Source organism: Nocardia asiatica NBRC 100129, assembly GCF_000308415.1.
GTDB classification, from domain to species: Bacteria; Actinomycetota; Actinomycetes; order Mycobacteriales; family Mycobacteriaceae; genus Nocardia; species Nocardia asiatica.
The window spans coordinates 1-23,374 of sequence record NZ_BAFS01000079.1 but is presented as its reverse complement, the minus strand read 5'-3'; the positions used below and the strand labels follow the sequence as shown (position 1 = coordinate 23,374).

The following is a 23,374-nucleotide window of genomic DNA, read 5'->3' as shown; positions in this document are numbered from 1 at the left end:
CGCCGGAAGCCTGCGTCCCGGACGTGCCCGGTGCCGTGAGCCCGCCGAGCAGACCGGGATGGCCGTGGCCCGGCGCATGCGGCTCGGTGACCGCGTGGTCCGTGCCGTCCGGCACGTGGATGCCGTCGGCCAGCCAGTCCGTGTACTGGTCGAGCTGGTCGCCGACGTGCCCGGCGGCGACGTCGACCTGCATCTCGGAGGTGAAGTAGATCCCGTTCGGGCCGATCCCGAAGTCGACCGACCACTGCGTGCCGACGAACAGGCCGAGATCACCGCCGTGACCGGCGTCCTGACCGACGCCGTCGAACGGGTTGCCCGCCGCCTGCGCCGCGTTGAGTGCACTGTTGCCGGGCAGGTCGAAGACGGTGGAGCCGGGCGCGACGAAGCCGTTCGCGCCGGGCAGGCCGAAACCGTGCCCGGCTTGGCCGAGCCCGTGGCCCGGCAGGCCGAACCCGTGCCCACCGGGCGCGTCGAACTCGTTCGCCGACTCCGGCCGGGCGCCGGGCAGCGGAAGACCACCGGACACGTTGCCTTCGGTCCCGGGGATGGTCAGTCCCTTTGCCGAATCGCCGTCCGTGCCGGGGATGCCGCCCAATCCGGGGACGCCGCCGCCGGAGTATCCGGGCAGCTGCATTCCGTGGCCGGCGTCGCCATTGGGCAAGGTGGGCAGCGGGAAACCGGCGTCGGTGCCGCTGTATTCGTCCCCGAACGCGGGCAGTGATCCGGCGGGCCCGACACCGGCGCCGGGCAGAGTGAACCCGGGCGTGGGAAGCGCGCCGGGCGCCGGGTTCCCGTGCGCGACCGGGATGTTCGAGCCGTGCGAGGAAATCGGCGCCGGCTCGACGATCTGATCCGGAAAGGTGATCACCGGACTCGGCTGGTCGGGATCGGGATCGGTGCTGTGCGCCCAGCCGGTCTGCCGGCTGTCGAGGCGGGACTCGCCGGGCTGCGCCGGAACGCCGCCACCGTTGGCGGCCACCAGTGCCCCGCCGGTGACGTACGCGCCCGCCCGCGCGACCCGCGCGACACCGGTGGCGACACGGTATGCGGTGTCGCCGGCGCGCTCGGCCCCTTCGGTGTCTTCGTCGAAGGGCAGATCACGCGTCATAGAAGGCTCCACTCTCGGTTCTCCAGCATCCTCACCCACGCCGGTCCGACAAGTGAAGATCACCCAACAGTATTTCGGGAATACTCCCCTGTCACATTCTCCAGGACTGGAGAGAATACGACTGTGGTGAGCACCACAACCCTGCCATCTGAATTACCGGATCGGAAGCCCCATTTTCGATGGCCTGCCGGACCGCGCGGCGGCCCGAATAGGTGGCGCTACCAGGCCCGATCGAAAACGTCGTGATCGCGGCGGCGAACTCGCGAGAGAAAACTAATAGAACTCTAAGAGTTGCCAGAGGAGTGCTGAAGATCCGCGCCCTGGTGTCGAATTCAGCGAACCACCCGTTCGGCAGCGACGACGCGGAGGAGACCACACCGTGGGCGCATCGACCGGAAGACCGGGAGCGCGGGGCGCACCCGCCCGGCCGACGCTCGCACCCGCCGATTTTCCCAGACTGTGGGATTAGATTGACGCCATGGCCGCACAACGAATCCTGGTCGTGGACGACGAGGTTCGCCTCCTCGCGTCGCTGCGGCGCGGACTGGAACTCTCCGATTTCGAGGTCGTCACCGCGGCTGACGGCGCGGCCGCGCTGAGCATGGTGCGCACCGCCACACCCGACGCGATGGTGCTCGATGTCAACCTGCCCGAACTCGACGGCGTCGGCGTGGTCACCGCGCTGCGCGCGATGGGCAACGACATCCCCATCTGCGTGCTCAGCGCGCGCACCGCCGTCAGCGACCGGATCGCCTGCCTGGAACGCGGCGCCGACGACTACCTGACCAAGCCGTTCGATCTCGGCGAACTGGTCGCGCGGCTGAACGCGCTGCTGCGGCGCAGCCAGAAGCCGGTGCGGCGACCCGAGGAGGTGCGCACGGTCGGCCAGGTGCGCATCGACCCGGCCGGGCACCGGGTACTGGCCGCGGGCAGACCGGTGGAGCTGACCAAGCGCGAATTCGAGGTGCTCGCCCTGCTCGCCGAGCACACCGGGATCGTGCTCGGCCGCGAGCAGATCCTGTCCGCCGTCTGGGGATACGACTTCCCCACCGACACCAATGTCGTCGACGTGTTCGTCTCCTACCTGCGGCGCAAGCTGGAGGCGGACGGCGCGCCCAGGGTCATCCACACCGTGCGCGGCGTCGGCTTCGTCCTGCGGGAGGAACAATGAGCGGGTCACCGTCGCTGCGCACCCGGGTGGCCGTGGTGTCGGGAGTGGTCGCGGCGCTCGTCGCGCTCACCCTGACGGTCACCTTCACCGCCCTGCTCGGGGCAACCGGCGAACGCCAGCTGGACGAGACCGTCTCCTCGATGGCGGTGCGCGTCGCGCCGCCACTGAGAGCCGCTCCCGGACAACCCGTTCCGCCGTCGGCCGCCACACTGTCCCCCGAGCAGGCGCCCGCGGACGCGGCCGACGCGCCTCACCCGGGGCCCCCTGGCGACGCGGCGGTCGCCCGGGTGGACGGGCTGCCCGGCGTGCTGGTCGCGCTCGATCCCGATCGCGACGTCGTGGAGGCGGCCATCCATCGCAGCCAGCGCATCGGTCTCGCCATCGGCGTCGCGGGCGCGCTGCTGGCCGCGCTGCTCGGCTGGTTCCTGGCCGGATTCGCCGCACGACCGCTGCGGCGGCTGGCCGACGCCACGCACAGCATCGACACCCTGGAGCAACTGCCGCCGCTGTCCGGCCGCGGCGCGCGGGAAGCCGAGGAACTCTCCGACGCGATCACCCGCATGCTGGCCCGGCTGGAGGCCGCCCACCGCGCCACCAACCGCGCGCTGACCGGCGCTCGCGACTTCGCCACGGTCTGCGCGCACGAACTGCGCACACCGCTCACCGCCCTGCGCACCGATCTCCAGGTGCTGGCCACCAAGGAGATCCCGGCGCGCCAACGCGGGGCGATCCTGGCCGAAGTGCTCTTCGCCGAGCAGCAGATCGAGAACACGCTCACCGACCTGGAACGCCTGGCGGTCGGCGAACTCACCGGACCGGACGTCTTCGAACCGTTCGACCTCTGCGACACCCTCGACCGGGCGGTGCACGACGCCCGGCGCAGGCACCCCGAGGTCCGGGTGGAACTCGCCGAATGCGCCCCGGTCACCATGACCGGCCTGCCCGGCGGCGTCATGCTCATCGTCACCAATGCCGTCGCCAACGCCGTGCAGCACGGTGCCGCCGAAACCGTCGTGGTGAGCGCCCGATCCGGCCCGGCGGACCGGGTGGAGATCGTCGTCGACGACGACGGCCGCGGCATGCCCGAGGCGCTACGCGCCGACGCCTTCGACCGTTTCGTGAAGGGCCCCGGCTCGCCCGGCTCCGGCCTCGGCCTGGCCTTGGTCCGCCAGCAGGCCGAATTGCATTCCGGCACGGCCGAATTCGACGACAGTCCGCTCGGGGGCGCCCGCCTGCGCGTGCGACTGCGCGCGACGGGCTAGCCGCCTACTTCTTGTCCTTCGGCTTGTCCGAGGCCGCGTCGGAGGACAGCGCCGCCACGAAGGCTTCCTGCGGGACGTCGACGCGGCCGATCGTCTTCATCCGCTTCTTGCCTTCCTTCTGCTTCTCCAGCAGCTTGCGCTTGCGGCTGATGTCACCGCCGTAGCACTTGGCCAGCACGTCCTTGCGGATGGCGCGAATGTTCTCCCGGGCGATGATCTTCGAGCCGATCGCCGCCTGGATCGGCACCTCGAACTGCTGGCGCGGGATCAACTCGCGCAGCTTGGTGGTCATCTTGTGGCCGTAGGCCTGCGCGGCGTCGCGGTGCACGATCGCGCTGAACGCGTCCACCGCCTCGCCCTGCAACAGGATGTCCACCTTCACCAGCTGCGACTCCTGCTCACCCGACTCCTCGTAGTCCAGGCTCGCGTAGCCGCGGGTGCGCGACTTCAACGAGTCGAAGAAGTCGAAGATGATCTCCGCCATCGGCATGGTGTACCGCAGCTCCACGCGGGTCTCGGAGAGATAGTCCATGCCGCCGAGCTCGCCGCGGCGGGACTGGCACAGCTCCATGATCGAGCCGATGAACTCGCTCGGCGAGATGATGGTGCACTTGACCACCGGCTCGAAAACTTTGCGGACCTTGCCCTCCGGCCAGTACGAGGGATTGGTGACCACGTGCTCGGCGCCGTCCTCCATCTCCACCCGGTACACCACGTTCGGCGCCGTCGAGATCAGGTCCAGGTCGAACTCGCGCTGCAAGCGCTCGCGCGTGATCTCCATGTGCAGCAGGCCGAGGAAGCCGCAGCGGAAACCGAAACCCAGCGCCACCGAGGTCTCCGGCTCGTAGGTCAGTGCCGCGTCGTTGAGCTGCAATTTGTCCAACGCGTCACGCAGGTCGGGGTAATCCGATCCATCCACCGGATACAGGCCGGAGTACACCATCGGACGGGGCTCGCGATATCCGGTCAGCGGCTCCGTCGCGCCGCCGCGCGCGCCGGTCACCGTGTCACCGACCTTGGACTGACGCACGTCCTTCACGCCCGTGATCAGGTAGCCGACCTCGCCGACGCCGAGACCCCCGGTCGGTTTCGGCTCCGGGGACACGATGCCGATCTCCAGCAGCTCGTGCGTCGCGCCGGTGGACATCATCTTGATCTTCTCGCGCGGGGTCAGTTTGCCGTCCACCACGCGCACATAGGTGACCACGCCGCGATAGGTGTCGTAGACCGAGTCGAAGATCATCGCGCGGGCCGGCGCGTCGGCGTCCCCGACCGGCGGCGGCACCTGGGCGATCACCTGGTCCAGCAGATCCGGCACACCCTCGCCGGTCTTGCCGGAGACACGCAGCACGTCCGAGGGCTCGCAGCCGACGATGTGCGCCAGCTCGGCGGCGTAGCGCTCCGGGTCGGCGGCAGGCAGGTCGATCTTGTTCAGCACCGGGATGATCGTCAGATCCTTGTCCAGCGCCAGGTACAGGTTGGCCAGCGTCTGCGCCTCGATACCCTGCGCGGCGTCGACCAGCAGGATCGCGCCCTCACACGCCTCCAGCGCGCGGGACACCTCATAGGTGAAGTCGACGTGACCGGGCGTATCGATCAGGTGCAGCACGAAATCGGTACCCGCGTGCTCCCCGGTCCGCGGCGTCCAGGGCAGCCGCACGTTCTGGGCCTTGATGGTGATGCCGCGTTCACGCTCGATATCCATCCGGTCCAGATACTGGGCACGCATCTGCCGCTCCTCGACCACACCGGTCAGTTGCAGCATCCGGTCGGCCAGCGTCGACTTGCCGTGGTCGATGTGCGCGATGATGCAGAAGTTCCGGATCCGGGCAGGATCGGTGAACGTCGTGTCGGCGAAGCTGGCGGGCACTCCACTCCTCATGGGTATCGGCAAACTGCCGTCCATCGTCCCATGATGCTCTGTTGGTTTTTGCAGCGCCTGCGGCGCTGCGTGTTCGCGGCCCCGAGAAGTCTCGCGACCGAGCGACCGAGACTCGCGCCTACGGCGCATGCGCTGTGTTGGTTTTGCAGCGCCTACGGCGCTGCGTGTTCGCGGCCCCGAGAAGTCTCGCGCCCGAGCGACCGAGACTCGCGCCTACGGCGCATGCACTTCGGTCACTCGGACGCGAGACGGGCCGCGAACGGGGCTCGTAAGACTCGCACCCGGCGGGCTGGCGGAGTGGGCGAGCGGCGGGATCGTCGTTTACCGGCGGCGTGGCACGAACTCGAGTGGGCCACGCCGTCCGGGGATGGCCGGGGAAATAGGCCGGGTAACCGAGTGCACGTTGATCCGCGGCGCCCAGAGGCCCGCCTCCTAGCGGGCGAGACTCGCGACAGTGGCGCATGCACTTCGATCGATCAGACGCGAGACGGGCCGCGAACGGGGCTCGTAAGACTCGCACCCAGGAAGTCGATACGGACAACGCCGTCGGAGACGCACCGCTCGCGCTGGTCGCACCCGAGCTGGTCTCGGCGATCTTCGCCCCTGGCATCGACGCGCTGTTCATCTTCCCCATGGGATTTGTCTGCTCAGGCCAGGATGGGCGCGTTGATCTGACTTCATGCCCTGCTCGGAGCGTGCACGCCCCCTGGCGACACAACGGATCACGGGCGGGTGATATGCGGCGGGGGCGACGTTATTCTCCAGGGATGGCCCGAAGTTGGAACTCCCTCGGCAAGCAGATCGGTCTCATTGCTCAGCAGCAGGGTCCCAAGATCGTCAGGCAGCAGGGGCCGAGACTGGTCGACCGCCTGATGGGGTCGCTGGCTCAGCGGCGCGCGCCCGGCGGGGTCTCGGTGCGGCCCGCCGCGTCGATTCCGGTCCCCACCGCCGAGCGGGCCCGGCAGATCGTCTACTCGCCGCAACTGGACGGGCGCGCGGACCCCGGGGAGATCGTCTGGACCTGGGTGCCGTTCGAAGAGGACCCGAGCAACGGCAAGGACCGGCCCGTGCTGGTGGTCGGACGTGACCGCCGCACGCTGCTCGGCCTGATGCTGTCGTCGAATCCGGAGCGCGCCTACGACCGCAATTGGATCGGCATCGGCAGTGGGGCGTGGGACCACGACGGCCGCCCGAGCTGGGTGCGGCTCGATCGCGTGCTCGACGTGCCCGAGGCGGGCATCCGCAGGGAGGGCGCGATCCTGCCACGCAAGACCTTCGACCTGGTCGCCCACCGGCTCTGCGCCGAATACGCCTGGCACTGAGGGTGACGATGTCCCGTGTGCTCGGACCGACCAAGATCGCCATGCTGGTCACCGACGTCAGTTCCCGCTCTACTGGGCGATCGCGTTCGCCCAGGTGATCCCGCCGGACATGGCCTACAAGGATTACACCGACCCGGTCCTCAGCGACTGGAACTACTCGTTCGTCGTGCTGGACCTGGCCGCGAGCGCCACCGGCTTGGCCGCCCTGTGCCGCACGACCGGCTGGCGCACCCTGATGACCGTCTCGCTGACGTTGACCAGCGTGGCCGGGTTGCAGGCCATCACGTTCTGGACGTAACCGGCGATTTCAGTCCGCTGTGGTGGGTGCCCAACCTGTTTTTGCTGCTGTTCCCCATCCCCGCGCTGGTCACCTTGGTGTGCGCCAGCCCCCAGGAGCGGACGGCGGGCTGACCTCGGGCACGTTCCGGTGCAGCCCCGGCTCAACCCGATCGCACGAGGCAGGAACGCCGGTCAGGAGATCATTTCGCGGGAGCGGCCGAACAGCAGGCCGTACAGCAACGCGCCGAGCGCGCCGCCGATCAGAGGGAACACGATGAACGCCCAGACCTGCCCCATCGCCCCGTCCTGGTAGGGCGCCACGGCGAGACTGCGGGCCGGGTTGACCGAGGTGTTGTCCACCGGAATCGACACCAGGTGAATCACCGCCAGCGTCACGCCGATCGACAGGCCGGCCAGCGGCACGTCGGAGATCTGGTCGGTCGAGGACAGCACCACGAAGACCAGCAGCGCGGTCAGCATCACCTCGACGATGATCATCGCGGCCATCCCGAACCCGTTCTGCACCACCACCTCGCCCAGCGGCCCGCGGATCGCCGCCGGACTGTGCTTGCCCCACCCGTTCGCGCCGAGCCCGTCGACCGACCGGTCGTACGACGGCAAGTTCTTGGCCAGCGCGAACAGGACCAGACCGGCGAGCAGTCCGCCGATCAGCTGCGCGATCACGTATCCCGCCGCGGACACGCCGCTGAGCCGGCCGAGCAGCAGATGCCCCACGGTCACCGCCGGGTTGACGTGGCAGCCCGAGATCGGCCCGATCGAGTACACGAGGAACATCAGCGACAGACCGAAGCCCAGCGCGACGCCCAGCGGACCGACCTTCTCCCCCGCCAGCACCGCGGTGCCGACGCCGCCGATCACCAGGACGAAAGTGCCCAGCGCCTCGGCGCCCCACTTCTTGCTCTCGGGAATCGGTTTGTTCTCGACAGCCTCTTCGACGACTTCCTGGGCCGTAGGAGACATCTGTCCACCTTCCGCGTTCCAGACATGTGCTCGGACTGGTCGTGGTACCGCTCGGACAACAGAGCCGCTCGACAGCGACGGTCGCTTCGAGACGCTACGCGAGTCGGGTGATCTCTACAACGACATCGGGGCTGAATCGCGCCGCCGCAGGTCCGGTGTCGATTTCGTGCGCCGGACGGCGGCTGGTACCCTCGATCTTCGGCGCTGCGTTACCCGTTCACTCCGGGTGTGTCGCGCGCCCGGCGAACTTTCCCAGGACAGACCCACCAGACAGGAACACGAGGAACAGGCGTGGCCAACATCAAGTCCCAGCTGAAGCGGATCCGCACCAACGAGGAGGCGCGCAAGCGCAACCAGTCGGTCAAGTCCGCGCTGCGCACCGCCATCCGCAGCTTCCGCGAGGCCGCGGCCGCGGGCGACAAGGCCGCCGCTGCCGAGCGCCTGCAGTTCGCCAGCCGCAAGCTGGACAAGGCTGCCTCGAAGGGCGTCATCCACGCCAACCAGGCCGCCAACAAGAAGTCCGCGCTGGCGCTGGCCCTGAACAAGCTCTGATCCACCCGGTACCGAGCGTCGGTACCGCCCGCTGTGACGCAGCCGCCGTGGCCACGATGACCATGGCGGCTTTTGTCGTGCCCGACACCCTTCGACGTTTGGGCATTCGTCCCGCGCCGTGTCAGAGGTTCCAGCTACCATTCGGCGCATGGTAACCGTGTATGCCAATCAGACGGTCGTTCGCGCCGAGGATCTGCCGGACGTGATCCGCGCGGCCGAGGTGCTCGGATTCGGACTGAAGATCGAGAATGTGCTGGTTCCCGACGACGACGGCGGTTACTCGTTGGAGTGGATCGTCACGCGAGACGAGGACGTGCCCGCCTACGAGGAGTGGGAAGGCCGCTACGAGGACGCGGACGAGGACGGCGAACTGGTTCTCAGTTCCCCGGAGCAGGCCTGATCAAGAGGCATCCAGACCGGCGACGAGCCGGTCGAGTGCCGCTTGGGAGTCCGCCTCCGCGGCGCGGTAGATGACGATCCGCTGGTCGGGGTCCTGCACGGGCATCAGTACCTCGTAGCTGACGACCAGCGGACCCACCACCGGGTGCCGCAACGGTTTGTTCCCCCGCCCCTGCACCCGCACGTCGTGCCGGGCCCAAGCCCGCTCGAACTCGGCGCTACCTGCGGTGAACTCGGCGATCAGGTCGGCCAGTGCCCGGTCCTCCGGGTGCGCGGCCCAAGCCGCGCGCAGATCCGCGATGCCCTCCCGGATGATGCGTTCACGCTCGACATAGAAATCCCGCATGCCCGGGTCCAGCAGGCACAACCACATGGAGTTGCGCTGCCGCTGCGGCAGGGCGCCGAAGTCGGTGATCAACGCCGCCATCTCCCGATTCCAGGCCAGGATGTCGTAGCGGTGGTTCACCAGCATCGCGGGCAGCGGCGAAAGATCGCACACCAGCATCGCCAGCGCGGGCGCGGGCACCGTGCTCGGCTTGCCGCTGGCGGGCTGCCGCTGACGGGCCAGGTCGAACAGATAGGCGCGCTCGTCGTCGTTCAGGCGCAGCGCCCGTGCCAGCGCGTGCAAGACCTCCACCGACGGCCGGAGGCCACGTCCCTGCTCCAACCGCACGATGTAATCGGTGCTCACGCCGGCCAGCTCGGCGACCTCTTCCCGGCGCAGCCCAGGCGTCCGGCGGTTCTGCCGACGGTGCGGCAACCCCAGATCGTCCGGCGTCAGCCGCTCCCGCCGGGCCCGGAGGAACGCGCCCATCTCCTGCGCTCGCTCCGCACCGCTCCCAGGCCCTGCGTGGTCACGCGCGCTACCTCCTCCGGGCCTGAGCTCGCGGCGCTGAGTTGTATCTGCACCGCTCCCGGGCCCTGCGTGGTCACGCGCGCTGCCGCCTCCGGGCCTGAGCTCGCGGCGCTGAGTTGTATCTGCACCGCTCCCGGGCCCTGCGTGGTCACGCGCGCTGCCGCCTCCGGGCCTGAGCTCGCGGCGCTGAGTTGTATCTGCACCGCTCCCGGGCCCTGCGTGGTCACGCGCGCTGCCGCCTCCGGGCCTGAGCTCGCGGCGCTGTGTTGAATCCACCGTGCCAGTCATCGTCATCGATCCTACGGCTGCCTAGGACTGGCTTTCCCAGGAAGAAGCTTCCCTTACTGGGGCTCGCGCGCCGCTGAAGACTGGGGCTCGACAACACGGCATCGCGAAACACAAGGAGCTGGACATGTCCGGAGCTCGCACCCTCGACACCTATCGGCTGCTCGGCCGCTCGGGCCTTCGGGTGTCTCCACTGTCGCTGGGAACCATGACCTTCGGCGCCGATTGGGGCTGGGGCGCCGACCGGGACGAAGCCCGCAAGATCTTCGACACCTACGTCGAGCGGGGTGGCAACTTCATCGACACGGCCAGTCAGTACACCAACGGCACCTCTGAGCAACTGCTCGGCGAATTCAGCGCGGACAACCGCGAAAGCTTGGTGCTGGCCACCAAATACACCATGCTGCGCCGACCAGGCGACCCGAATTCCGGTGGCAATCACCGCAAGAGCATGGTCGGCTCGGTGGAGGCCAGCTTGCGCAGGCTGAACACCGACTACATCGACCTGCTCTACTTGCACGCCTGGGATTTCCTGACGCCGGTCGAGGAGATCCTGCGCGCGATGGACGATTTGGTGCGCTCGGGCAAGGTGCTCTACGTCGGTATCTCCGACGCCCCGGCCTGGCAGGTCGCGAGGATGCAGACCATCGCCGACCTGCGCGGCTGGTCACCGCTGATCGCGCTGCAGATCGAGTACAGCTTGATCGAGCGGACCGTCGAGCGCGACCTCGTCCCGATGGCGCGCGAACTGGGCCTCGGCGTGGTCCCGTGGTCTCCGCTGGCCAGCGGCGTGCTCACCGGCAAGTACAGCCACGCCGATCTCGCCCACGAAGCGGAAGGCTCACCCGAGGGCAGCCGCAAGAACGTTGCCGCCGCCAACGGCTCGCTCACCGAACGCGGTCTGGCCATCGCCGAGGTGGTGAAGCAGGTCGCCACCGAGATCGGACGGTCTCCCTCGCAGGTCGCCTTGGGCTGGACGCTGCGCGACCCCGCGATCACCGCACCGATCATCGGCGCACGCACCGCGGCACAGTTGGAGGACAACCTCGGCGCGCTGGAGGTGGAGTTCGACGCCGGCCAGCTCGCCCGGCTCGAGCAGGCCAGCGCGGTGGACCTCGGCTTCCCGCACGAGTTCCTGGCCCGCCCGATGACCCAGACCGTCACCTTCGGCGACTTGAAGATCGAGGGGCGCGCCTGATCGCCGAACTCCGATGAATTCCGGCTCATCGCGTCGTCCGTATCGGGGACAGCACCGACCGCGGAGGGTGACGATGGACCTGGACGAGATCATGATGTGGACCCGCGCCGAACGTCACGGCGTCACCGACTTCCTCGACGACTTGGACGACCACGAATGGACGGCCGACTCGCTGTGTCCCGGCTGGACCGTGCACGACGTCTTGGCCCACCTCACACTGTCCAATCGGGTCACGCTCGGGGCGACGCTCGCCGGAGTCGTCCGGGCGCGCGGCAACTGGAACCGGATGACCGAGCGGATGGCGCGTGATCGCGCGCGCCGCTACGCACCCGCCGAGCTGATCGCGCAGCTGCGCGAAGGCGCCGGTTGGACTCGGCGAGCACCAGGCGCCGGACCGCTGGACCCATTGGTGGACACCATGATTCACGGTCAGGACATCGCTCGTCCGCTCGGCAGGCAGCGCGTGGTGCCCACCGAGCAAGGCGTGGTCGCGCTGGAGCACGTATTGCGGAGCCCGTTCTACGGGAGCCAGAAGCGTTTGCGCGGCGTACGTGTGGTGGCCACCGATGCGGAATGGGCGGCCGGTTCCGGGCCGGAGGAGATCCACGGGCCGCTGAGCGATCTGTTGCTGCTGGCGACCGGCCGGGCGTCCGGGCTCGCGGGGGTCACCGGGACAGCTGTGGAACGACTCGCCGAGGCGCTGTAGATCAACGCTCGGACCGAGCCGGGCTGAATGCTTTGTGCGTCAGGGCATCCAGCCCGATCCGGTGGCATCTGCCCGAAGGGACCGCTTGACTGGAGTGCCGCCGACCCACGGTGGCGCGATCGGCTCGGCCGGGTTACTCCGCTCGCTCCGATGGCTTCTCACTGGCCATCGGCCCCGCAGATCTCGCATCCGGAGCCTTGCGGCCGACCGATATCGAGCTGCGGGTGGAGGCGGAGTGGGGCTGGTCAGGCACCGCCAGACCTGTCCCGTAGCGCGGTCGACTATGCGGCATCCGCTGCGCGAGCGGTTCCCGGGTGGCGCGGCTGGTCAGGCACCCCAGACATGTCTCCACCTGGCGCGATCCACCACGCGGCATCCGCTGCGTGAGCGGTTCCCGGTGGCCAGGCCGCAGCGGCCCCGATCATGTGCGTGGCGGACGAGCCGGACCGGGCCTGATCAGCCCGCGCCGTGCAGGTCCAGGATCTGGGTGAGTGCGTGTTCCAGCGCGTATCCGGCGTCGGCGGCGCCGCCCTTGACGTCGGCGTTGAGAGTCGCGACCACCTGAAGGGCGGAGCCGATGGTCGCCGGGGTCCAGCTGCGGGCCTGGGCCTGCGCCTTCTTCACCTTCCACGGCGGCATGCCGAGCTGCTGGGCCAGCTTGAACGGGTCGCCGCGCCCGGCCGAGCCGACGCGCGCGATGGTGTGCACCGAGTCGGCGAGCGCGTCGGCGAGCAGGACGTGCGGCACGCCACGATCGTTCGCCCAGCGCAGCGCCTCCATCGCTGCGGGGCGATCCCCCGCCACCGCGAGTTCGGCCACGTCGAACCCGGAGACCTCGGCCTTGCCCGAGTAGTAACGGCGCACGGCCGCCACGTCGACCTTCCCGCCGGTGTCGGCGGCCAGTTGCCCGCATGCCGCGGCCAGCTCACGCAGATCCGAGCCCACCGCCTCCAGCACCACCTGGACGACCTCGCCGGACACCCGCACCCCGGCGGTGCGGAACTCACCGCGCACGAACTCGACGCGCTCGGCGGCCTTGCTCAGCTTGGCGCACTCGTGCGTGACGGCCCCGGCTTTCTGCAAGACGGGTACGAGCGTCTTGGCCCGTCCGCCGCCGGAATGCAGAACCACCAGCACCACGCCTTCGGGCGGGCTCTGCACCGCCTCGGTGATCACCGCCACCGCGTCCTTGCCCGCCTCGGCCGCCGACTCGAGGATGATCACCCGGTCCTCGGCGAACAGCGATGGACTCAGCAACTCGGCCAGTTCCGCGGTACTCGCGTCACCCGCGCGCAAGCGGTCGACCGGCACCGCGTCCGGATCCGGCGCCAAGGCCCGCACCTGCGCGGTCAGCGCCGCCAGCGCCCGCTCGATCAGTAGTTCTTCCTCCCCCAGCACCAAGTGCACCGGGGCGGGACGCTCGCTCACGACAGCGTCTCCTCGATGCCGGAGGGCGTCGTGCCCGAAGGCTCTGCCGGATTGCTCCACTCATCGCGCTCGTCCACAGGCCGATCCTACGGTCCCCGACCGACACCCCATCGCGACCACACGGCGGATCTCCGACCCGCCCAGCGGCAGGCGCTCGCGGAGGCGGCTCGCGACGGCGTGGTCATCGTGCACTCGTCACGTGCAGGTCAGCCCCGCCACCGACGACGGCGATATCGCCTCGGCGGTCTGTACGGGCCACCGTCGCACCGAGGGCGGACAATTCCGCTAGCACGGCGGGATGGGGGTGTCCGAACGTATTGTCGGCCCCCACACTGACCAGCACCAGGCGAGGACCCACCGCGTCCAGGAATTCTCTCGTGGTGGTGCGTGACCCGTGGTGCGGCAGTTTGAGGATGTCGGCCTGGATGGGAATCCCGGCCCGCATGAGTGCCCGCTGGCCTGTGGCCTCGATGTCACCGGTGAGCAGAATTCGTCCCGCGGGCGTGTTGGCGGTGACGACGATCGAACGGTCGTTGGCCTCTTCGGTTTCGGCTCCCCGGAGCGGCCGCGGCCCGTTGCGGGACGGTGCGAGCACCTCGAGTTCGACCGAGCCGAAACCCAGCACCTGTCCGGCCGACAATTCCAGCAACGGCACTCGCGCCCGCTCGGCGACGGCCGCGACCTGAGCCAGTCCTGAATCCGGGACCTGCGCGTTGCTCGGGGCACCTGCAGCCGGACCCTTCTCTAATCCGGCTGGGCTGCAGCTTATTTCGGTTTGGGCGGGGAAATGATCAAGACGAATGCGGCTATCCGCCGACTGCCCCAGCGCTCCCGGCGAATCAATCAGAGGAGCGGCATGAGTGATCAGCGCCTGCCCCTTCCCAGCGTCCGCGTGCCCGTGCGCATCCGCCGCAGGCACTGGACCGCAGCCGCCATCGGCATCGGCATCGGCATCGGCATCGGCATCGGCAGCCTGCCCAGCGTGTCCGGACCGGACCGGAGCCACGAGCCCATCCAGCTCGTGGATGCCGACGGCTATCGCGTCGACCGCGCGACCGTGCAATGCGCCGGTGAGTCCCCCGATGTGGTCGGCGTGTGGATGGGTGAGGATCAGCAGCGGAATCCGGGCGATACGCAGCCGGTCCAGGCAGGTGCGCATCGGGCGCGGGTCCGGTCCCACGTCGATGACCACGGCGGTGCCGGGGCCGACCGCCAAGGCGAGGCCGTCGCCTTGGCCCACATCGCACGCCGCGAGGACCCAGCCGTCCGGCGGCCAGCCCGGATGCCAGAGCCGCACCGGGACCAGCACGGCCGCGACACCCAGCGCCACCGCGGCGGCGATGCGCCGCACGGCTCGTACACGCAATGCCGCGATCGCGCCGGCAACCAGGACGCTCGCGACCAGCCCACCCGCGAGGCCACCCGGCACCCCGACGGTCGCGCCCGGCACCGCGGCGCCGTACCCCGCCACCCACAGCAACCACCACAGCGGAGGCGCCGCGCAGCGCAGAGCCAAGTCGGCCAGCGGCGACCACAGGCACGACAGCACCGCACCACTCGCTCCGATGACGGTGATCGGGGCGACGACCGGCGCGACGAGCACATTCGCGAGCACCGCCACCAGACTGATCCGCCCGGTGAGCGCGATCATGATCGGCATGGTGACCACGAAGGCACCCGCGGAGACCGCGACTATCTCCGCGGGCACGCGCCACCAGCCCCGTGCGCGCAACCAGTCGGCCCAGCTCGGCGCCAGCAAGATCAGGCCGCCCGTCGCGAGGACCGACAGCGCGAATCCCGCGTCGACCGCCAGGCCGGGCCAGAGGGCCAGCAGCGCGATGATCGCCGCGCACAGCGCGGGTAGCGCCTGTTTGTGGCGACCGGTGAGCACGGCCAGCAGGGTGATCGCGCCCATCGCACCGGCGCGCAGCACGCTCGGGTCCGGCCGAGCGACGACGACGAACATGAGCAGCGCGGCTGCCGCGACGACCGCCGCGCCGCGGGGACCGAGCGTCAGCAGCCGCACGAGGAACAGCACGACGGAAAGGAGGATGGTGAAATTCGCCCCGCTGACCACGGTCAGGTGTTGCAATCCGGCGATCTCGAAGTCGTCGCGCACCTGGTCGGACAGCGCGGAGGTGTCACCGACGACGAGTGCGGGCAACAGGCCCGCGGAGGCGGGCGGAAGCGCCCGCGCCGCAGACGCCGCGAAATCGGCGCGCACGGAGTCCGCGATACGCTGCCACCAAGGCAGCGCCCCGGCGACGGCGGGCGCTCCCTGCGCGTGGAGCGTGACGACAGTGAGATCGGGTCGGCGAGGCCGACTCACCCGGGCACGGAATTCGACCGGCCGCCCCGGCGACAGGTCGGCCCACTCCGGTCCGGAGGCCAGGACCACCACGGCGCCACCGGCTGGTACCGTCCCGCCGCGCCGGTATTCTCGCAGGTCTGCCCGGATCACCCACTGGCGCTCTGCTCCGAAACCTTTGAAGCGCAGTGGTTTCGGATCATCCGTCGGGGTGACCACCACACGGAGTGACTGCCCTGCCGCCGCGCGCAGCGGATGCGTCGCCACTCGGTGTTCCCGCCATGCCGCCGCGGCCGCGAACCCGTCGCCGAGGACAACGGCCGCCAGCGCCACCACCGCCACCGCTCGCCGACGTTCACGACGGTGCGCGATCGCCCACGACAGCAAGACCCACAACCCGATAGCCGCGATCGTCAACGAGGCCGCCAACAGTAGTCCGGCTCGCCACCCCGCCGTCAGCGCGACAATCGTCGCGCCCCAGCAGCACAACGCGGCAGGTAACAGCCGAGCGTCCAGCACCTGCGCGGGACCGGATTCCTCCGCCGCGGAGCCTGCCCGCGAACTCCTAACACGCTCGGTATCGCCCACCCTCGAACTACCAACGCGCCCGGCACCGCCCACCCGAGAACTACCAACGCGCTCCGCACCGCGCACCCGCGAACTACCAACGCGCTCCGCACCGCCCACATCCGAACTTCGCAAATACCGCGCACCTCCCACGCGCGGACTCCGAAACGGCTCGGCACCGTCTTCCCTCGGACCTCGAACAGCCCCTGCACCTCGCAGCGTGGATCCGGCGAGCAACCTCAGGGTCCGGCGAACCAATTCGACCGAGCCGCCCGTGGTCATACCCGCACCAGGTCACGCAACCGGGCCAGGCGGGCCGGGCCGATGCCGTCGACCTCGCCGAGTTGCTCCACGGAGGCGAAGCGCCCGTTGCTCGTGCGCCAGCTGACGATGGCGCGAGCGGTGACCGGCCCCACACCGGGAAGGGCGTCGAGTTCGGCTTCGGAGGCCGTATTGAGGTCGATCCGACCCGGCGGGCTCGACGGACGACCAGGGGCGGCGGCGGACCCGGACGGTGCGCGCCCGCCCGCACCGATCGTGCTGCTGGCGTGCGGTGGGGCCCCGGCGCCCGGCACGGTCGGACCGACCAGCACCTGGTCGCCATCCGACAATCGCTGCGCCAGATTCAAGCCGCTGGTGTCCGCGCCTTCGCTCGGGCCGCCCGCAGCGGCGAGAGCGTCGGCGACGCGCGAGCCCTCCGGCAGCCGGACCAGGCCGGTGCGCTGGACCAAACCGACCACGCTGACGACCAGTTCGGTCGGCGGCGGCCCGGGCGTGCCGCGTTCGGGCGAATTTCCAGCACTGCCGACCGCCCTGACCGACGCAGCCGCGCCGGTGGTTTCCAAGGCAGCGGTTTGCCGGACCGGAAACGGCGGCACCGTATGCGCGATCGGGCGCTCGCGGAACACGATCACCCCGGCGATCACCATCGCGGCGAGCCCGACGAGCGCGAGCGTGCGCACCCCGCGACGGCCAGGATCGATTCGCATGCCCCGGAACCGTTCGGGCACAAGACGTTGCCGTCGACTCGGTTCCTCCAGCCAGCTGGGAGAGCGCACGCGACCGACATCGTCTTCGTCCTCCGGCTCGGCGGCCGGGGCGTCGGGCAGCCGCGCGAGCCCCCACTTTCCCGCGCCACCCGGACTGTCGTCGGGCCGCGATTCACCCACCTGCCCAGCGCCTTCGGAGAAACCGCTTCCGCGTGCCGATCGGTCTTCGTTCTGCCCATCCGGCTCCCTAGCCTGCCGCTGGACCTCGGCACTCGGAGAACGCGCCGTCTGCCACTCGCCCGGTCCGCGCCAGGCCGCCTCCGATTCGGCCGTGCGGGTGCCCACACCGGCCGTTCTGCTCGCGCCGACCCGGGTGGCCAGCTCACCCAATCGCCGCTGTACCCGCTCGCGTTCGTCCTGTCGTGACATGGCGGCGACGGTAGTGCCGCCAGATGTCGAAGAACGCCGTCCGACCAGCCGATTCGACGAACCTGTTGACAACCGCCGCCCTGTGCACAACTCCTACTCGATCAGTCGGCCACCCGGCCGAACACACCGTGCGGGAGCACCGGCGTCATCCGAGATCTTTGGCGAAGCAGTTCGACAACGGCAGAACCTCGTACGGCGAGAAGATCGGAATCCGGTGATAGCCGCTGCGCTCGTAGAAGCGAACGGCTTCGGGTTGCAGATGCCCGGTCTGCAATATCAACCGGGGACGTCCCGCCGTGCGGGCCGCGTCCTCGGCGGCGGCGAGCAGCAACGCCGCGGCGCCCGAGCCGCGGCACGCGGGGCGGACGAAGCCAACCGCGCGTCCGGCGCCGCGGTCGCATTCGAATCACCAAGATTGTTGTGCCGGTGCGGGTTCGGCGGCGTTCAGTGGCAGCCACCCGGGACGACGAGCACGCCGAGCGCTCCCAAGCCGAGGTGCACCGCGAGCGCGGGCCCGAATTCGGCGACGATGAGCTCCCTGATGCCGGGCACGAGTTCCCGCAGCTGAGCCGCGATCGAATGGGCGGCGTCCTCGGCGCCGAGGTGCTGCACCGCCACCGCCGCGCCGTCCGCACCGGCCGCGTCGACCGCCGCCGCGACCAGTTTCGTGTACGCCTTGGACCGCGTGCGAACCTTCTCGCGCAGTTCCAGCCGCCCTTCGACGAGGTGCAGCAACGGCTTGGTGACCAACTCGCTGCCGAAGAACGTCGCCGCCGACGACAGCCGGCCACCGCGACGCAACTGTTCGGTGCGATTGACCAGGATGAACGTGCGGGCGCGCGCGGAGGCGGCGACCGCCGCGTCGTAGACGACCTCCAGCGGCGCCCCGGCCTGCGCCCGCCGCGCGGCCGCCAATGTCGGCAACCCGGTGGCCAGCCCGGCCCCCAGCGAGTCGACCAAGCGGACCCGGTCGGCGGCGTCCATGTCCCGCACGGCCTGCCGGCCGGCCTCCCACGTTCCGGACAGTCGGCGAGACAGATGCACCGCGACTACGCCGTCGCCGCCGCTGCGCTTCCAGGCCCGCTCGTAGACCTCGCGCAGCTCACCGGGTGAGGGGGCCGAGGTGGTCACGGTGTCGGAGGCGTAGTCGATGTCCACGGGGTCCACGCCTTCCCGCATCGCCCGGTCACCGACCAGGACGTGCAGTGGGACGACGGCGACATCCAGTTCCTCGAGGTATTCGGCAGGGAGACCGGCGGACGAATCGGTGACGACCACGACTGCCACGGACTACCGAACCTCCTGCAGGGTCTTGACCATCGCGTTGGCCACCGCCGTGTGACCATCCCAGCCCCAGTGGATGCCGTCCGGATTCGCCTCGCCGGAGAAGATGTTCTCGCGCACCGCCTCACCCAGGTCGACCAGCGGCACCGAGGTCCGCCCCGACCAGGCCCGGAGTGCTTCGACCGCGCGCGGTCGCCCGGAATGTACGCGCCCGTAGGCCGCGCAGTCGTGCACCGACGGCAGCACCGCTACGAACGGCAGGTCAGGTCGCAACTGTGTCAGCGCCGTGCGCGACTGTTCCAGGTAGTCGACGCTCACCTTGGGCGGAAGGGCTACGGGCCTGCCGAGTTTCGACAGCTTCGGCTGCAGCCAGTTGTAGGTGGCGCGGACGGCGCGGCGCAGGGCGGGCGGGCGCACATAGCGGATCAGTTCGCGCAGCGCGGTGGGCAGCGGCGAAGGCAGCGTGTCCATGCCGCCGACGGCGAAGACCACCGCCCCCGCGCGCGGCACCGCCGCCCATACCCGGGGATCCCCGATCAGCGCCCAGTAGGCGTCACGGCAGGTCCAGCCGATCCGGGCCACCAACTCGACATCCCAATCGAGTTCGGCCGCTACGAGATTCGGCCAGATACGGGGATGGTCGGCGGGCAGTCCGCCCTTGGGCCCGAAATAGGACAGGGAGTCGGCGATCACCAGCAGCACCGGGCGCACGGCTTCCCCGGCGGGCTCGTCGCGCGCTACGGATTCCGCAGCGGAAGCGGGCAACTCGATGCCAGCGACTTCGCCGGGCTCGGCCGGGTCGTCGTCTTCGATGCCGACTTTCGCAGAGGGAGCCGACTCGGCGCGAGCGAGTTCGGCACTCCCGGAGATGGACGGCTCGACATCGACGGCCGAGTCCGCAGCTGAAGACGCGGACTCGGCCGGAGCGAGTTCGGCTCCGCCCGACACGGACGGATCGACGCCGACGACCGACTCCGCAGCGGGAGAGGCCGACTCGGCTCGAGCGAGTTCGATCACCGGATCGGTCGGCTCGGGCGATGTGCGAAGCGCGTCGGCAGCGGATTCGTCCGCCGCCGCGGCGACCGCTGCGGCCCCGAATTCGTCCGCCGAACCAGCCGATCCGCCGAGCACCTGCAAGGATCCATCAGCCATCGGCGCAACCGACGCTCCGAGCGCCGCCACAGCCCCGTCCGCATCCGGCGCAACCTGTTCGCCGAGCGCTGCTCGCGACTCGGCGATCGTTCCCGGAGCGTCGTTGGCGGTGCCGACGGGCGAGGCGTCACCGCCGACGTGAACCTGCGGCTGCACGCCGATGGCGATCGCGACGACCTCGGCGGATCCGTCGTCCTCCGCGTCGGATTCCTCGGCGGGCTCGGATGGCCCGCCGGATTCCGCGGCCGACGACGCCTCGGGCGTAGCCTCGGGTTCGCGGGAGGCCGGTGGCGGGCCGCCGAACAACGCGTCCGGCAACTGCCGCTCGGCTTTCGCCGACACCTTACGGAACAGTTCGTCCGGGACCGATCTGATCGGCTCTTCAGAGGACATCCGGTGCTACCTTCGCCGCTGCGTTCCACACATCCAGACGCCAGCCGGGCTGTTCGATGCTCGGGCCGTGACTGCTGAGCTGCACCCAGCTGGTGTTGGCCAGTCCTCCGAGGATGGGCCAGTTCTGCGGCGGCAGGTCGAGCAGCGCGGCCGTGAGGGCGGCGATCAGCCCGCCGTGCGCCACCAGGATGATAGTCCGGCCGGGCCAGTCCTGCCGCCCGACCAGCAACTCCTGCACCACCGGCAGCGACCGAGCCCCGACCTCGAGTTTGCTCTCGCCGTTGGGCGGAGTGTAGTCGGCGTTCAGCCGCCAAGTCATGCGCGCGCCCGGATAGTCGGCGTCGACCTCCAGGTGGGTCAGCCCCTCCCAGTCACCGAGATTGGTCTCCCGCAACCTGACGTCGGGGACGACGGTGAGCCCGGTGTGCTCGGCCAGCGCCGTCGCGGTGTCGAAGGCCCGGCGCAGGTCCGAGGAGTGGATAGCGATGGCGTTGCGCGAAACCAATTCGCGCGCGGCCTCTTTGGCCTGCCTGCGCCCGAGTTCGGTGAGATCGGTGTCGATCTGCCCTTGCATGCGGTCGGTGGCGTTCCATTCGGTTTGCCCGTGGCGCAACAGGATCAGTGTGCGCACGCCGGCGTGTCTGCTCACGATCGCGCCTCGTCCTCCGTCGCCGCGGCGCGCGGCTGTGGCGCGGCCCCGGTGATGCCTGCGACCGGCACGACGGGGCAGTCCTTCCACAACCGTTCCAGCGCATAGAAATTGCGCTCGTCGTTGTGCTGGATGTGCACGACCACGTCGACGTAGTCCAGCAGCGCCCAGCGGCCTTCGCGGGTGCCCTCGCGCCGGACCGGCTTGTGCCCGGCCGCGCGCAGCTTCTCCTCCACGTTGTCGACGATGGCGTTGACCTGACGTTCGTTGGGCGCGGACGCGATCACGAAGCAGTCGGTGATCACCAGTTGCTCGGACACGTCGAGCACCACCACGTCGGATGCCAGTTTCTCGTCGGCGGCCCGCGCGGCCACCTGCGCGATCTCCACCGACTCGACCGACGCGGTCATCCCCGCACCTCGCTGTGCTCGCTCACGCTCAGCTACCTTCCGCTGCTCCGGGCACATACAGGTGCCGCTTCGATATGTACTGCACCACGCCGTCGGGGACGAGGTACCACACCGGCCGGTTCTCGGCGGCGCGGCGACGGCATTCGCTCGACGAGATCGCCAGTGCCGGGACCTCGATCATGGTCACCGCATCGGACGGAAGATCCCGCAGATGCTCCTCGAGATGATCGATGTTCAGCTCGTACCCCGGACGGCTCACCCCGACGAACTTCGCCAGTTCGAACAGTTCCGCCCAATCCTGCCATGTGAGGATGCTGGCCAATGCGTCCGCACCGGTGATGAAGTACAGCTCGGCGCCGGGATACTGCGATCGCATCTCGCGCAGGGTGTCGACGGTGTAGGTGACCTTGCCCCGATCGATGTCCGCGCGGCTCACCGAGAACCGGGGGTTGGACGCGGTCGCGATGACGGTCATCAGATACCGGTCCTCGGCGGGGCTGACCTGCTTGTGCGATTTCTGCCACGGCTGTCCGGTGGGGACGAAGACCACTTCGTCCAGGTCGAAGCGGTGGGCGACCTCGCTGGCGGCGACCAGGTGCCCATGATGGATGGGGTCGAACGTGCCGCCCATCACCCCGAGCTTGCGGCCGCGCCGACCTCTCTCGTGCATGACTGCCGAGCTTAACGGGTCGCGTCCGGCCCCTACGGGCCGGTTGAGCGGGCCGGGCGCCGAACTGGCGACGCCCGCCCGCACTCCGGCGCCGCGCTCAGGCGCCTGCGTCCGTCACCCCGCCGATCGCCAGCATCCCGGCCAGTTGGTCGCGGGTGTGCGCGAGCTCTTCGGCCGCCTCTGCCGACCGGTCGGCCAGTGCCTCCAGTTCGGTGGTCAGCGCCCGCATCGACGGAAGCCAGCGTCCTGGATCGGCTCCGGCCGACACCTGGATCCAGGCGGCCGACCGCAGGCAGCGCGCCCGCGCCGCCACCTCGCCCAACCGGGCCGACAACTCGGCCGCCCGGTGGTAGGCCGCCACCGCCTCCTGGTCCCGCCCGCAGCGCTCCAGCGCGGTGGCGGCCGACCACGCGAGGTCGGCGTGCAGATCGGTCCGCTCCGGGACGCGCTCGACCAGCCGGGCCCCTTCGAGGAACTGGTGCGCGGCCTCGCGGGGCCGGTCCAGCGCGAGCAGGGATCGCCCGAACTGCGCGCGCACCGCCGCCAGTTCCCCGGACGGATACGGGAGAGCCCCGCTGACCAGCGCCTGCTCGAACAAGGCGACCGCCTCACCGTGGCGCTCGGCGCGGTGGAACGCGCGCGCGGCGACCACGGTGTGGTGCAGCACGTCGGGTTCGGACAGCCCCTCCCATCGTGCGGCGGCGCGCACCGCCGCGTCGGCCAGATCGAGCTCACGGTCCGGCTGACCGGCGACGGCGATGACCAGCTGCGCGCCCAGCCGGGCGGCCTCCTCCCCGGTCAGCACCGGCGTGCCGAGCGCCAGCGCTTCGCGCAGATACGCCTCCGCCTCCTCGGGCCTGTCGGCGAGCCGGGCAGCGCCCGATTCGGACAACCTGCGCACCTCCGCCGCCCGGTCGCCGGAGAAGTCATCGGCGGCCGCACCGTCGACCCGATCGCCGCCGACACGGGGCAACATGCCGTCCTCGGCCCCTTCATCAACGACCGGACCACTCCCGACACGAAGCAACACGCGGCCGTCAGCCGTCGAACCGGCGTCCGGATCGCTTCCGGCACGGCGAGCCCCCGTCCTGCCC

20 protein-coding genes and 2 pseudogenes are annotated in these 23,374 nt (G+C 70.0%); 8 read left to right on the top strand and 14 right to left on the bottom strand.

Annotated features, from left to right (window positions below; all coding sequences use genetic code 11):
* A pseudogene (locus tag ON27_RS07935) lies at positions 1-1,108 on the bottom strand (hypothetical protein); the annotation flags it as partial.
* A gap of 478 nt (positions 1,109-1,586) precedes the next feature.
* Here ON27_RS07935 and ON27_RS07930 point away from each other — a divergent pair.
* Entirely contained in the window at positions 1,587-2,279 is a 693-nt protein-coding gene (locus ON27_RS07930; protein ID WP_043721774.1) for a response regulator transcription factor, read from the top strand.
* On the top strand, positions 2,276-3,541 hold the full coding sequence (locus ON27_RS07925) for a sensor histidine kinase (RefSeq protein ID WP_043721770.1): 1,266 nt from the start codon (positions 2,276-2,278) through the stop codon (positions 3,539-3,541). The genes ON27_RS07930 and ON27_RS07925 overlap by 4 nt, the downstream gene beginning before the upstream one ends.
* 4 nt (positions 3,542-3,545) lie before the next feature.
* Here the strand turns inward: ON27_RS07925 and lepA are convergent, their stop codons facing one another.
* Positions 3,546-5,447, bottom strand: coding sequence for a translation elongation factor 4 (gene lepA / locus ON27_RS07920; RefSeq protein WP_083887431.1), 1,902 nt, complete (start codon positions 5,445-5,447; stop codon positions 3,546-3,548).
* Positions 5,448-6,190: 743 nt separating this feature from the next.
* On the opposite strand from lepA, the gene ON27_RS07915 reads away from it, so the two are divergent.
* Positions 6,191-6,745: a type II toxin-antitoxin system PemK/MazF family toxin gene (locus ON27_RS07915; RefSeq protein WP_043721763.1), complete on the top strand. Its 555-nt coding sequence runs from the start codon at positions 6,191-6,193 to the stop codon at positions 6,743-6,745.
* Positions 6,633-7,043 carry a DUF5360 family protein gene (locus tag ON27_RS45360; protein ID WP_280410661.1) on the top strand — a complete coding sequence of 137 codons (411 nt, stop codon included), beginning with the start codon at positions 6,633-6,635 and terminating at the stop codon, positions 7,041-7,043. The genes ON27_RS07915 and ON27_RS45360 overlap by 113 nt, the downstream gene beginning before the upstream one ends.
* Before the next feature lie 173 nt (positions 7,044-7,216).
* Here the strand turns inward: ON27_RS45360 and ON27_RS07905 are convergent, their stop codons facing one another.
* On the bottom strand, positions 7,217-8,005 hold the full coding sequence (locus ON27_RS07905) for an aquaporin (protein WP_043721759.1): 789 nt from the start codon (positions 8,003-8,005) through the stop codon (positions 7,217-7,219).
* Positions 8,006-8,296: 291 nt separating this feature from the next.
* On the opposite strand from ON27_RS07905, the gene rpsT reads away from it, so the two are divergent.
* Both rpsT and ON27_RS07895 read left to right on the top strand, forming a co-directional pair.
* Complete coding sequence (rpsT, locus tag ON27_RS07900; protein ID WP_043721756.1) at positions 8,297-8,557, top strand: 30S ribosomal protein S20; 261 nt, start codon at positions 8,297-8,299, stop codon at positions 8,555-8,557.
* Positions 8,558-8,705: 148 nt separating this feature from the next.
* Positions 8,706-8,957 (top strand): hypothetical protein, encoded by a 252-nt coding sequence (locus ON27_RS07895; protein ID WP_043721754.1) that lies wholly within the window; start codon positions 8,706-8,708, stop codon positions 8,955-8,957.
* Here the strand turns inward: ON27_RS07895 and ON27_RS07890 are convergent, their stop codons facing one another.
* On the bottom strand, positions 8,958-9,770 hold the full coding sequence (locus tag ON27_RS07890) for a helix-turn-helix domain-containing protein (protein WP_043721748.1): 813 nt from the start codon (positions 9,768-9,770) through the stop codon (positions 8,958-8,960).
* Positions 9,771-10,224: 454 nt separating this feature from the next.
* Here ON27_RS07890 and ON27_RS07885 point away from each other — a divergent pair, with 454 nt between their 5' ends.
* Together ON27_RS07885 and ON27_RS07880 are read left to right on the top strand one after the other, a co-directional pair.
* Positions 10,225-11,295 carry an aldo/keto reductase gene (locus ON27_RS07885; RefSeq protein ID WP_043721744.1) on the top strand — a complete coding sequence of 357 codons (1,071 nt, stop codon included), beginning with the start codon at positions 10,225-10,227 and terminating at the stop codon, positions 11,293-11,295.
* 73 nt (positions 11,296-11,368) lie between these two features.
* Positions 11,369-12,001 (top strand): maleylpyruvate isomerase family mycothiol-dependent enzyme, encoded by a 633-nt coding sequence (locus ON27_RS07880; protein WP_043721740.1) that lies wholly within the window; start codon positions 11,369-11,371, stop codon positions 11,999-12,001.
* A 456-nt stretch (positions 12,002-12,457) separates the two neighbouring features.
* Here ON27_RS07880 and holA read toward each other — a convergent pair whose 3' ends face one another.
* The 10 genes and pseudogenes from holA to ON27_RS07830 form a co-directional block, all read right to left on the bottom strand.
* Positions 12,458-13,429, bottom strand: coding sequence for a DNA polymerase III subunit delta (gene holA, locus ON27_RS07875; RefSeq protein WP_043721737.1), 972 nt, complete (start codon positions 13,427-13,429; stop codon positions 12,458-12,460).
* Positions 13,430-13,610: 181 nt separating this feature from the next.
* Positions 13,611-16,325, bottom strand: coding sequence for a ComEC/Rec2 family competence protein (locus tag ON27_RS40770; RefSeq protein ID WP_245559854.1), 2,715 nt, complete (start codon positions 16,323-16,325; stop codon positions 13,611-13,613).
* Positions 16,326-16,582: 257 nt separating this feature from the next.
* A complete protein-coding gene (locus ON27_RS41145) occupies positions 16,583-17,722 on the bottom strand; it encodes a ComEA family DNA-binding protein (RefSeq protein WP_083887430.1) in 1,140 nt (379 codons plus the stop codon).
* Between the two features lie 145 nt (positions 17,723-17,867).
* A pseudogene (locus ON27_RS07860) lies at positions 17,868-18,080 on the bottom strand (GNAT family N-acetyltransferase); the annotation flags it as partial.
* A gap of 86 nt (positions 18,081-18,166) precedes the next feature.
* Positions 18,167-19,009, bottom strand: coding sequence for a DegV family protein (locus ON27_RS07855; RefSeq protein WP_043721733.1), 843 nt, complete (start codon positions 19,007-19,009; stop codon positions 18,167-18,169).
* 3 nt (positions 19,010-19,012) lie between these two features.
* Complete coding sequence (gene octT, locus ON27_RS45585) at positions 19,013-19,771, bottom strand: diglucosylglycerate octanoyltransferase (RefSeq protein ID WP_051046326.1); 759 nt, start codon at positions 19,769-19,771, stop codon at positions 19,013-19,015.
* Positions 19,772-20,540: 769 nt separating this feature from the next.
* The gene (locus tag ON27_RS07845; protein WP_043721784.1) at positions 20,541-21,203 is read right to left on the bottom strand and encodes a histidine phosphatase family protein; all 663 of its coding nucleotides are present in this window, start codon (positions 21,201-21,203) and stop codon (positions 20,541-20,543) included.
* A complete protein-coding gene (gene rsfS, locus ON27_RS07840) occupies positions 21,197-21,610 on the bottom strand; it encodes a ribosome silencing factor (RefSeq protein WP_043721730.1) in 414 nt (137 codons plus the stop codon). The genes ON27_RS07845 and rsfS overlap by 7 nt, the downstream gene beginning before the upstream one ends.
* A gap of 28 nt (positions 21,611-21,638) precedes the next feature.
* Positions 21,639-22,280, bottom strand: a complete 642-nt coding sequence (gene nadD, locus ON27_RS07835; protein ID WP_083887428.1) for a nicotinate-nucleotide adenylyltransferase — start codon at positions 22,278-22,280, stop codon at positions 21,639-21,641.
* Positions 22,281-22,377: 97 nt separating this feature from the next.
* Complete coding sequence (locus tag ON27_RS07830) at positions 22,378-23,256, bottom strand: tetratricopeptide repeat protein (RefSeq protein ID WP_051046324.1); 879 nt, start codon at positions 23,254-23,256, stop codon at positions 22,378-22,380.
* Positions 23,257-23,374: the final 118 nt, after the last annotated feature.

Coding starts and splice junctions, on each gene's coding strand:
- ON27_RS07930 (WP_043721774.1), top strand. CDS start 1,587: ATGGCCGCACAACGAATCCTGGTCGTGGACGACGAGGTTCGCCTCCTC.
- ON27_RS07925 (WP_043721770.1), top strand. CDS start 2,276: ATGAGCGGGTCACCGTCGCTGCGCACCCGGGTGGCCGTGGTGTCGGGA.
- lepA (WP_083887431.1), bottom strand. CDS start 5,447: ATGGACGGCAGTTTGCCGATACCCATGAGGAGTGGAGTGCCCGCCAGC.
- ON27_RS07915 (WP_043721763.1), top strand. CDS start 6,191: ATGGCCCGAAGTTGGAACTCCCTCGGCAAGCAGATCGGTCTCATTGCT.
- ON27_RS07905 (WP_043721759.1), bottom strand. CDS start 8,005: ATGTCTCCTACGGCCCAGGAAGTCGTCGAAGAGGCTGTCGAGAACAAA.
- ON27_RS07895 (WP_043721754.1), top strand. CDS start 8,706: ATGGTAACCGTGTATGCCAATCAGACGGTCGTTCGCGCCGAGGATCTG.
- ON27_RS07890 (WP_043721748.1), bottom strand. CDS start 9,770: ATGGGCGCGTTCCTCCGGGCCCGGCGGGAGCGGCTGACGCCGGACGAT.
- ON27_RS07885 (WP_043721744.1), top strand. CDS start 10,225: ATGTCCGGAGCTCGCACCCTCGACACCTATCGGCTGCTCGGCCGCTCG.
- ON27_RS07880 (WP_043721740.1), top strand. CDS start 11,369: ATGGACCTGGACGAGATCATGATGTGGACCCGCGCCGAACGTCACGGC.
- ON27_RS41145 (WP_083887430.1), bottom strand. CDS start 17,722: ATGTCACGACAGGACGAACGCGAGCGGGTACAGCGGCGATTGGGTGAG.
- rsfS (WP_043721730.1), bottom strand. CDS start 21,610: ATGACCGCGTCGGTCGAGTCGGTGGAGATCGCGCAGGTGGCCGCGCGG.
- nadD (WP_083887428.1), bottom strand. CDS start 22,280: ATGCACGAGAGAGGTCGGCGCGGCCGCAAGCTCGGGGTGATGGGCGGC.
- ON27_RS07830 (WP_051046324.1), bottom strand. CDS start 23,256: ATGTTGCCCCGTGTCGGCGGCGATCGGGTCGACGGTGCGGCCGCCGAT.